The sequence below is a fragment of the Psychrobacter sp. genome, from assembly GCF_036731945.1.
Taxonomy (GTDB): domain Bacteria; phylum Pseudomonadota; class Gammaproteobacteria; order Pseudomonadales; family Moraxellaceae; genus Psychrobacter.
In genome coordinates this window covers 740-11,240 of the sequence record NZ_DAINDI010000038.1, presented here as the reverse complement: position 1 = coordinate 11,240, position 10,501 = coordinate 740, and the positions used below count along the sequence as shown (strand labels likewise).

Genomic DNA, 10,501 nt, shown 5'->3' with positions numbered 1-10,501 from the left:
CCTAATAGTATCAGCCTTGCGCCAGGCTTTACCGCACTCACAAGATAGTTCGCCAGCTCAACCCCTAGCATCGACGCCTCATCGACGATGATAATATCTTCGCCAAGTGGATTATTGGCATCATAACGCGGTCTGCCCGTCCGACCGATACCTAACAAGCGATGAATGGTTTTTGCTTCTTGCAACTGTAGTTCGACATTCGCGGTGTCTAAGGCTGCCTGCAGAGACTCTTGCATACGCTGTGCCGCTTTACCCGTTGGCGCGGCTAACGCTAGGCTAGCACTGTCTGTACTAAATTTGATTTTTTCATGTGCCGCCCCCCTACTTTCTGTCGCTTGCTGCAATGCCATCACCAGCTGCGCCACGGTGTAAGTCTTGCCCGTGCCTGGGCCACCTGTAATGATACTAAAGGCATTTTTATTGGCGATATCAATCGCCTTTATCTGATTTTCGTGAAGGTTGTTAGGTATTGCTATCTCGAGCGGCGTTACTTGCTGGTCTAAAATAGTGTTAATGCGCGCGGCTAAGTTAAACTCTGCTTGCCAAGCTCGGTGTAACCAAAAAGTGATGGTCGTATGTTGTTTATCAGTCTTTTGGTTCTTGATAAACTGATAAACAATAGGTTGATTATTTTCGCTTAGACTATTTTTATTTTCATTATGGTTTGCGTTAGCATTAACGTCAGCGAACAAAGTGTGCTCATCGATTAACTTAGAAAAAAACGTTAAGTTGCTATTTTTCAATAACTGGTAGAGTGCCGCTACTGTATCAAGCCTTTTAATCAACATCTCTTTTTCATGATTACTGAGTGCCAGCTGCGCCCATAGCTGGTCTTGCTTAGCAAACAAGTTCTCTAGTAATACAAATATTGATGCCTCAGCCGTAATACCCACCTCTGATTGAACCTCTACTTGAGTGTCAATCAAGGCAATAAGCGGCATTGCTAGCATCTCTAACAGCTGCTGTTGCCAAGTATATAGTGTCACCATCTCGTCATTGATATGACCGCTGAGCGGTACTTCATGCTCAGTTTCCTGAATGGTGAGTACAGTATGCCCTTCTTCTAAATGGGTGGCTAACATAGTAAATAAGGCTGCAAATAAACCGCTATCTGGTGTTCTGTCTATTTTTTCACTACCAGTATTAGCCTTGGCATCGGTTACGTTATATGCTAAATGCGTTTGCTGACGGCGCAGCAAAATATAATCACTGATGTTGCTGGCCCAGCTTTCTTGTAAGCTAATAGCAGCGCTGCTCTTATTATTATTCATAGATTATTACTCATGTTCTGTTTTTCTCTATATTTATAGGATTAATCGCTATAGTAATTTGTTGCATCAAATTCGTAATTGCATGCATGTCGTGTAGCCTGCTAACTTGGTATGCCAAACAATGCATCTAAGGCCTTAATAAAACCAATAGGAATATCCCACGTCACCAGTCCGTAGCGGGCACTGCTTATTGATTGATGCTTCATTGAATTACTATGCATTGAATTACTACCGTCAAGCGTATTAGCCGCTTCTGCTTCAATAGCTAACGGGGCAGCTGGATCATATACGCCCCGTAAAAAGACATATTCCACCGCGCCCAAATACTTAGCTTCATTGCCTATATAATCAGCAATTCGCATCGACAAAAACCGATGCAATGCCACTTGATAAATGGCTGCTTGCAACCAATACCCTGCTTTGGACATTGCTTGCTTGAGTGTATCTTCGTCATAATCACTTAGGCTATTTCCTAAAAAATTACTCTTATAGTCGACGACGTAATACTTGCCAGCATGCTCATACACCAAATCAATCTCACCACGTAAATAACGATACAAGTGCGCTTTGTTTTGCGGAACCAGATTTATGTGTTTGTCGGTCTCATCTGGCAGGTGTTTTTCAAAAAGCTGATTGATATCCTGTGCTTTAAAACGCTCTGATAGCCCCATATTGAACTCTAATTCAGCGAACCTCTGACTTGCATCAATAGAGTATAACGGTTGATTGGACGCTAATAGCGGCGTATGTAGCACCTCTTCTATCCAGTCAATGAGCGCTTTATGCTTGCTAGCATCTATCGAGTCCGAATCTAATAAATCAGTATTTAATGACGCACTATCACCTTGCTCTTGCTTCTTCGCTTGTAATCGACGGCTTTGAGCCTCAGCACTGCTATACACCAGCGGCAGCTGATAGCTACTGATGGCTCTATCGATAACCTGAGACCACTGGTATTTATTGTTAAAATCAATTTTTTCAAATATCTCATGCAAAAACGTACCCGCATTGGCACCTTTCACAAAAGTAAAACGAATATCATCCTCTAGCTTGAGACTTGCCTGATCGACTTGCGCGGCAGCGTCATGACTATCTGATGCATGACCACCCAGTGACGGTGAAACTGACGTTTCGGTGATATTGATATCAACATCAATATCTATCGCATCATCAATACGCTCATCCATCACAGCCATTGTCTGCGCCGACTCGTCTAGCTGCCGGGCTAAAGCGGTAAAACTGGTCTTAGCCCAACCATAAAAGTAATTGATTTTCATAACTTCTGAAAAATCATCATACTCAATAGGTTCAGTTTTGGGTTTAATCGAGGCAAGCGCTCCATTATCCGTTAATCCGCCTGCTTTAGCTGCAGCACAGTTATCGTTATAGAACTCATTAACCTTATGTCCTCTAATCATGCCTATGGTGCCTTTGAGTCTATCTGGCAATTCAAATTTTGGCTCTGGTGAATCAAACCAATAGAACACCGGCTTTAATTCAAACCCTGTTTTGTTATGAGGGTCTCGCAGCACCACATAAAGCTGCTCACTGGCGCGCGTAAAGGCCACATAACCAAGCCGGCGCATCTCATCAAAGCCTTGGACAGGAGAGAACCGGCGCTGATTGCCTGTCGATTGCTGAGCTAGCGCTGACTGATTTTGTTGAATAGTGTCTTGCTGGGTAGGGTTTTGTTGCGCGTTATAGAGATACAATCCATAGTCTTCTTTATTACCTGACTTCCTACTGGCATCTCCCATACCCAGCACATAAACAATAGGAAACTCTAACCCTTTTGATTTATGAATGGTCATTAGCTGCACGCCAGATTCTGTCGGTAGCGGATACTGCTTGGCCCAATCGCTGCTAGGCGCGGTATCTATGTTTTGTCTAAACCAGGCCAGCATCTCATATTCACCCATGCCGATACCATACTGCGCTAATATATCCATCACATGACGCAAGTCCATAATATGACGATCGCCTTCTGGATGCGCGGCTAGTGCTTGCCAAACGCCTTGCGGCTGCACAGGGCTTTGATCTAACAAGTAATGCATGGCCGATAATATGCCAAAGTGTTGCCAACGCTGGGCACCTTCTTTTAAATAGCTAATAAAGTCTTGATAGCTTTTCTTATTATCAATGGCTTGTGTATTAGCGCTATTTAAATCTACAACTCCTGACTCATGGTCAGTCATCATGGCTTTAATATTTTTGATACTCAGGCCATACAAATGACTGGTCAGCACCCGATTAATCATGTCATGACGATACGGATATAGCATAGCACTCAGCAGCGCTGCCACATCCTCTGCCATGACGGTTTCAAAGATACTCACATCACTAGTGGTCAAGGTCGGCACATTGAGCTTTACCAGCTCATCTTCCACCCGTTTTAAATCTTTTTTGGCACGTGCCAGCACGCCGATATCGCTCGGCTGAATCGGCTTGCCCTTTAATGTCTGACCACTGCTGAGTAAGGTCGCAATATGACGCGCTGTGATTTCATGCTCATCGTACTCAAGCTCTTTATCCTTATCGTAAGGTAGGTGCAACACACTCACTGGCTGAGCAGAGAGCACGTCATTTACTAACTCGCTATTTAGTATGCGTAAATCATTAAACCAAGACAGCTGATTTTCTTGCTTTTCAGCTTTAATGTGCTGGTAATAAATACCACTACCTAACTGTGCGAGCCTATTCTCATGAGTCACTGGCGCAGGCATACCGAACCAGCAGTTTAGAGCATTAATCACACTGGCGTTTGAACGACGGTTAATATCGAGCGTCCAAAGGCTGTTTTTGTCAAACTGGGCTTTCATATAATTGTAGTTGGCGACATCACCGCCGCGAAACCCATAAATGGCCTGCTTAGGATCACCTACCAATAACAAAAACTCATGGTTGGCTTTATTGCTCGCTTTATCACCCATAGCCTGCTTGTCATTAGCCGACGGCTTACGTTTACTTGCTGGCAAATAGATACTTTCAATCATAGTGGCTTGCTCGCCATTGATATCCTGCGACTCATCAATCAATGCCACTGGATAATGATGACGAATATAACGTGCCAGCTTCTCTCCTTGCCGACCGGTTAATGCTTGGTTCAAACGTACCATTTGCAAGCTAAAGGTGGTTTCACCTCGCTCTTCTAAGATAACCGGCAGTCTGTCACGAACCGCCAGAACGATATGGCGATTGAGATCGGCTAAAATAGTAACAACGTATTCATCAAGCTTTTTGCTTTCTTCAATATACCGTTTAAAGTCACGAACCACCTGCAACTCATTAAATATCAAATTAACTCTTTCACCGTCTTTTGGCTTGTAGAACTGTTTGCCTATATCATCAGTTTTCTGAAAAGCTTCAATTAACTTTCCAGTATAAGTTTTTTTGTCTGATATGAACTTATAAGCGGCTGGACCAGAATCTTCTAACACTTGAATGATTTTCGGCCAAGATTCTCTGTTATTCTGCAACTGTCCTTTGGGAACTTCATAATATTCGCCGTCAGGCTTAAAAAAAGCATCAAGCTCATCGCTGCACTCAATGATACTGTGGATAAGCCGCTCGTAACCCTCAAAAGAAAAATCACTGCTCACAACTTCATTAATTGGCGCAGAAATAAAATTGAGCGACCGAGTCACATAACTTTTATGATCGCCCACCGCCGTCAGCTTACCTTGCTGATCCATCAATGCATACAATTTAGGCTGCTCGTGATACAGCCGGCTTTGAAACTGACGCAGCTCATCATGAATAATACTGTCCGTCACTTGCTCAATGCTGCTGTCTTCAATAATAGCCATGCCTTGCTGATGACCGGTCTCGCTACTGTATTCCTTCAACCATTTTTGCGCCAAGCTATCAAGGGTTCCGACAAACAACTTGTCCAAGGTGGTTAATACAAGCGCCGTGCGTCGAATGGCCTCTGTCATAGGATAGCCGTAAACATGATCAAGCAAGTAGCCGACCAGATGCAGATTGATAGGGTCTTGCATGATGTCATCTAAGCGCGCATATTTAGCCTGAGCGACTAACCAATCCTCACGATCTTTTTTTGCTTGTGCACGCTTTTCAGCAGCAGCTTTTTTGTCATGAACGTTGTTATAAACAATGTCTTGATTTAGTTCATCTGCATCTGTTTCAGCGTTTGAATCCGTATTTGAGCTATTGACTGCTTGCTTATCACTATCAGGTGTCACCTGTAATATATGTGGATACAAACTCTCTTTATTAGCGGGGTCAGCACTCAGGCTATTCACCCATTGCAGCAGCTGATAGAAATCCACCAAACGATCATGAATGCGCTGACGCATCTCAGCTGCAGCGGCACGAGTAAAGGTCGTCGCAATGATTTGCTCTGGCGCACGCCGTGCCTCAATCAACAGACGCAGTACAATGCCAGTTAGTGTCCACGTTTTACCAGTACCAGCTGATGCCTCGATAAGATGCCGCCCCGTCAATGCAACATCAACCGCTGGTATCACATCCGCCTTATTCTTAGGCTTAATCATATCGTCATTCGCAACCTCACTGTCAGTCATAGCCTGATATTTATCAAATGAATGAGGCTGGGTGGAAATGTCCATCATGTGAGTGGTGGCGGTAAATTCTGTCATAGGGGCGTACACTTTTTATTATCAATTAAACCAAAGGGCAAAAAACGAACCGTTTTAAACAGTTTTAAGTAACCAGCTAGCCTGCTAACTATCTAAACCTTGTAGCGCTGTAAACATTGGCTCATAAAGCGGCTGTGCTAACGTCGTTAATGCTGCTGATAAGGCTTTAAACGCGTCTTGATCACGCAGTACGTATTGCCAAATGGCATGCTGCGAGCAGGTATCGTATACTGTGTCTACGTGATAGCTAGGTCTTAGCCAATCTGAGAAGTCTGCGCGTTTTGGCCAATAGCTGCCGCTCTCATCTTCACTCTCTGCCGCTTTTGCACACTTATCAAGATAACTGAGCGCATATTCTGGCAATAAGGTAATCGGCACTTGACCGACTAGCTTGCCAAATATCGCCCACTTTATCAGCTCAGCTACGGCATCTTCATACACAATAGGGCTTAACTTAAATGTGATTACATCTTTATATTTACCAACTTGCGAGTTGGATTTGTTAAAGCGCCAAATACTCACGCCATCATTTAGAGCCACTTGCTCAGCAGTGGTACGTCTGGCAACTTGCCAATACAGATGCGACAACCAAAACTTAATTAAATGCTTGGGGCTAGCAGAATTGGGCAGTATGTTTAACCACTGCTTGGGGGATTGCTCAGCATAGGACACGCCAGCCTGTAGATTAGAGGGATGGTGATTGGCATCTATCGATACTGATGTTGGTATTGATGTAGGAACTGATATTGGTACTGAACCTTTTATTTTAACTATTTTAGGCAATAGCTTCGGTAGTGGCGCATTATCAGCATGATTTAATACAGTCGCTAACTCTAGCTGAACGGGATGCTCGGTGGTTGGGGTCAGTAGCTGCAAACTGCCTATCTCGCTTACCTCTAATATCTGGGCATCATCCAAGCCATTAGCAACTAGCTGTTCTTTAAATTCCTGACATTGCTGCTGTAGTTTTTGTTTTTGATTGGGCAAGGTCGTTTGGCGCGCCACACCTGCTGGTATGATTTTTTGATACATCAAGATTGGACTGTCTTGCATGGCTGTGCTGTCGGTACTGTTATTAGCGGCATCGCTCGCCAGCTCGTTAATCAGATACTCTTTTATCTGATAAGTTGCCAGATTGTCTAGGAATAGTGGCTCTTGATGTGCCATCGCTTCCTCACCCTGCACCACATGCACCTTTTGAGTACGCAAAAATGCCTTGGCAGGATGGCGCACTTGATAGGCCAATACCCCTTCAACGTCTATCTCTCCAATATTAAATACAGTTTCGGAAAGTGCCTTTTTAGTAAGATCATTAATCTCACCAGAATCACTGGAGACAGCTGTCGCTTCTAGTGACAACATCTCAGCCAATGCATCTAAGTTTTGATTGTCTACTTGTCCTAACTGACCTAGAGATTGTCCAAGCAGCTGGGCGATTGATTCGTACTGTGCTTTAGTAGGTAAGCTAACGAATTCTATATGCTCACTAGATGCTCTACCCTTTAAAGTATGAAACACCGCTTGCCAAAGCGGCGCCGGAGGAAACTGACGTTTTTGCGCAAGCTTGGTTCTGCGCATAGCTGTATTCAAAAGAACATCTAACTCATCTGCATTATCAATAAGTCTGTTGTCTTTAATATCATTTTCAGTGTGGATAGCTGTGCTTTCATTCAAATTGAGCTTAGGAGTGTCAGACGCTTGCTTACAAACATCTGCGTCTTCAATGTCTGTTTCAAACAAACTCTCATGAAACGGCAGTGCCGGATGCTCAGTCAGCAGCCACTGTTTAATCAATTTAGGTAAATAACGCTTAAGACTCTCGGGAGTAGAATCAACATTCTCAGGTAATGTGTCTAACGCTTCAAGCGAGTTGACCTGCCACTGCACCTCACCTTGCAAAAATTGTAATAGCTCACTGACTGGGTTGGCTGGCAGGTGCTCGTGGGTATCCGTCAAACTTTGACCGTTATAAAATATCCAGCAAGCACTGCGCGCACACAGCAATGCGTCTAAAAATGCACCATTATCATCATCTTCACTGACTCTATCACCGCGGCGGGCATTGGTGGCTTTCATCAAATCATAGCGATTATCAAGATCACGCCCAGGGAATTCAGACAGATCCATATTGAGCATCACCACCAAATCAAAAGGCACGTTTCTGAGCGCCCCAAATCGACCAAAGGTAATCACCCCAGTCGGCTCGGCACTGACCTGCTGACTCTCAAGCTCTGCCTCAATACTGTCCAGCATAAAACTCAGCTTTAATGGCAACTGCTCAACGCCTGCCAGCCTTTGCTCTACTTTTTTTTTGTTAGCATTACTGATACTATCGCTACTGGCGTACTGTCTATAGTGACGATTGGCCCTCAGGCTTGATTTGAAGCCATTCATAGCGTTATAGATGGCGCGCATCGTACGCGTTTGATCGACATCACCAAAGTAGCGATGAATGACTTGTTTCTCAATCTGATCAAGCCAATCTTCCGCTTTTAGTTTTTGTATATGATCATCACGGCGCGCGGTCAAACCGGCATAAATACGACAAAGCGCTTCAATAATTATCGCATCATTTAGGCTCACTTGCGGCAGTGGCAAACTCATCTCTGGCAAGGCAGTGTTTGGCCAATCTTCCTGTGCCAAAGGATATAAGCAATCACTCAAACTGGCCTCTGGCATCACCAAACCGAGTGTTAATCTATCTAACGCTTGAGCAAAGGTAAATCGGTAGTCATAGTCGTTGCTATCTAGGGTTTGTTTAAGATGCCATTCATCAAAGCCGCGAATAAAGCCTGCCTCTACCAGTAAATCACAGCCACGGCTCATCTGATCATGGGTTAAACCAAAACTTTCATACAGCGGTGGCAGCATTAGCCAATCAAGCACCTCAGCGGCTTCAAAGCGGGCACTATGACTGCCCAACAGCTTATAAAAACCAATGATGGCTTCCCATAGCTGACGAATATCTGCATCGACCACACCCGTCACCTTTGCAGGCAGGGTCAAACCGTCTTGTCCTTTACCGCTGACGAAAATAGAGCTGATCAGCGCATGGTGACGCTCAACATCGGGCAGCAACACGACAATATCGGATATATGGCGTTTTTTCTCATTAGGTTTTAATGGCTCATTCAACCAGCGCCCAATCATAATACGCAGTACTTCAAGTTGACGTTGTAAACTGTGGCATGAATGAATACTTAGGCTATTATCTTGTGCAGACATTGCCCAAAAACGTTCTTTCTCAAAGCGTTTACTCTCTAACGCTTCATCGTCATACCATGGCGTTTCTTGCTCATCTTGATCAGAGGCGGTCTTAATTTGCTTACTAACTGCTTGCGAAACTTTAGCAGCAGTCGCTTGCTGGGTAGACTGCTCATCTAGCATCAACACATCATTTTGTAAACGTCTTAATAAGCTTACGCTCTTTTGCAGCTGTTGCGCACTGTCATCAAAATCAATACTGAACTCGTCGCTCAATTCATCATTGCTATCATCGCCCTCATTAAAAATATCCTGCCACTCAACGAGTGCCTCTTGGTATTGCTCATTACCCGATAAATTAGCAAGCATGGCAAAGGTATCGCGTGATTGCTTACCCAAACGCGACAGCAGACTGTGACCATAGTCACGCAGAAACACGCTTTCAGGGTTAATGATCTGTTGACGCTGTAGCCATGATTTATCAACAATATCCGCCCAAAACAGCTTGGATGGGTTGTAGTGCAGCAGTGTGATATCCATGTATTGTGACAAGCGCTGTAAAAAGTCGAGCTCGGTTTGTGGCAATTGCTGAATGGTAAAAATGCGCAGAACTTTGGGCAGTTGAGCACGCTCATTCGCCTTGTTGCTTTCTAGCGCTGACCAAAAGGTATCTTCAAGTGCCACCCGGTGCTGATGCACATCGGCAAACAAATGCGACCATAAGAAACGCTGGGCGACCTCTAACTCTACATAGTGCGCCACCAACCATTCAGGGGTGCCACGTGCATACTTATCGAAGCGCAAGGATAGTGCATCCTTATCCGCTATCAGCGCATCCACATTAAGCGGCTTATTATGTGACCACAGGTCTAACCAGTCCTCACGATGGGTTAAGTAGCGGTTAAACACTCTCGCCAAATCACTTGCCAGCTGCCAAATACGCGCATCTTGTTGCGCCTTATCCTGCTGAACTTCTTCTTGCGGCTCATCAATCAAAGACGCTAGCAGTGGATGAATGGGATGTTTTTCATCAGCTACAATTGCCTCTTGGTAATAAGTCAAATAACCAAACAATCGCCACTGCATTACCGTTGGTGACAGCACTGCCACCTCAGGCACATTCAACGTTGCCGCTTCAGGGTTTTGTTCTAATAAATAGGCATTGTGGCGGCTTAATACATCCTGCATCAATATCCACTGATACTGACCCCAAAACGTCGTCGTCACTAAGGTGCTGATACCCGCTTGGCTTGCAATAGACTTGTCTAGCCAATCACCAAGTACCATTGATGGCACAATGACAACAAATTCTTCAAAAATGGGCTGATTTTTGGACTTATAGGCCTCCAACAACTGCTCAACTAAAAGCTCGGTGCGGTGCGACTGAATAATGGTAAACATAAATGA

The 10,501-nt window shown here is 44.4% G+C and carries 3 protein-coding genes; all 3 read right to left on the bottom strand.

The genetic code is table 11. From position 1 onward, the window contains the following. On the bottom strand, nucleotides 1–1,271 hold a 1,271-nt coding region (locus V7D75_RS09005), incomplete at its 3' end, for an ATP-dependent DNA helicase (protein ID WP_333614300.1). 101 nt (nucleotides 1,272–1,372) lie between these two features. Continuing rightward, the gene (locus tag V7D75_RS09000; RefSeq protein WP_333614284.1) at nucleotides 1,373–5,890 is read right to left on the bottom strand and encodes a UvrD-helicase domain-containing protein; all 4,518 of its coding nucleotides are present in this window, start codon (nucleotides 5,888–5,890) and stop codon (nucleotides 1,373–1,375) included. An 84-nt stretch (nucleotides 5,891–5,974) separates the two neighbouring features. Beyond that, complete coding sequence (locus tag V7D75_RS08995) at nucleotides 5,975–10,495, bottom strand: exodeoxyribonuclease V subunit gamma (protein ID WP_333614283.1); 4,521 nt, start codon at nucleotides 10,493–10,495, stop codon at nucleotides 5,975–5,977. Nucleotides 10,496–10,501: the final 6 nt, after the last annotated feature.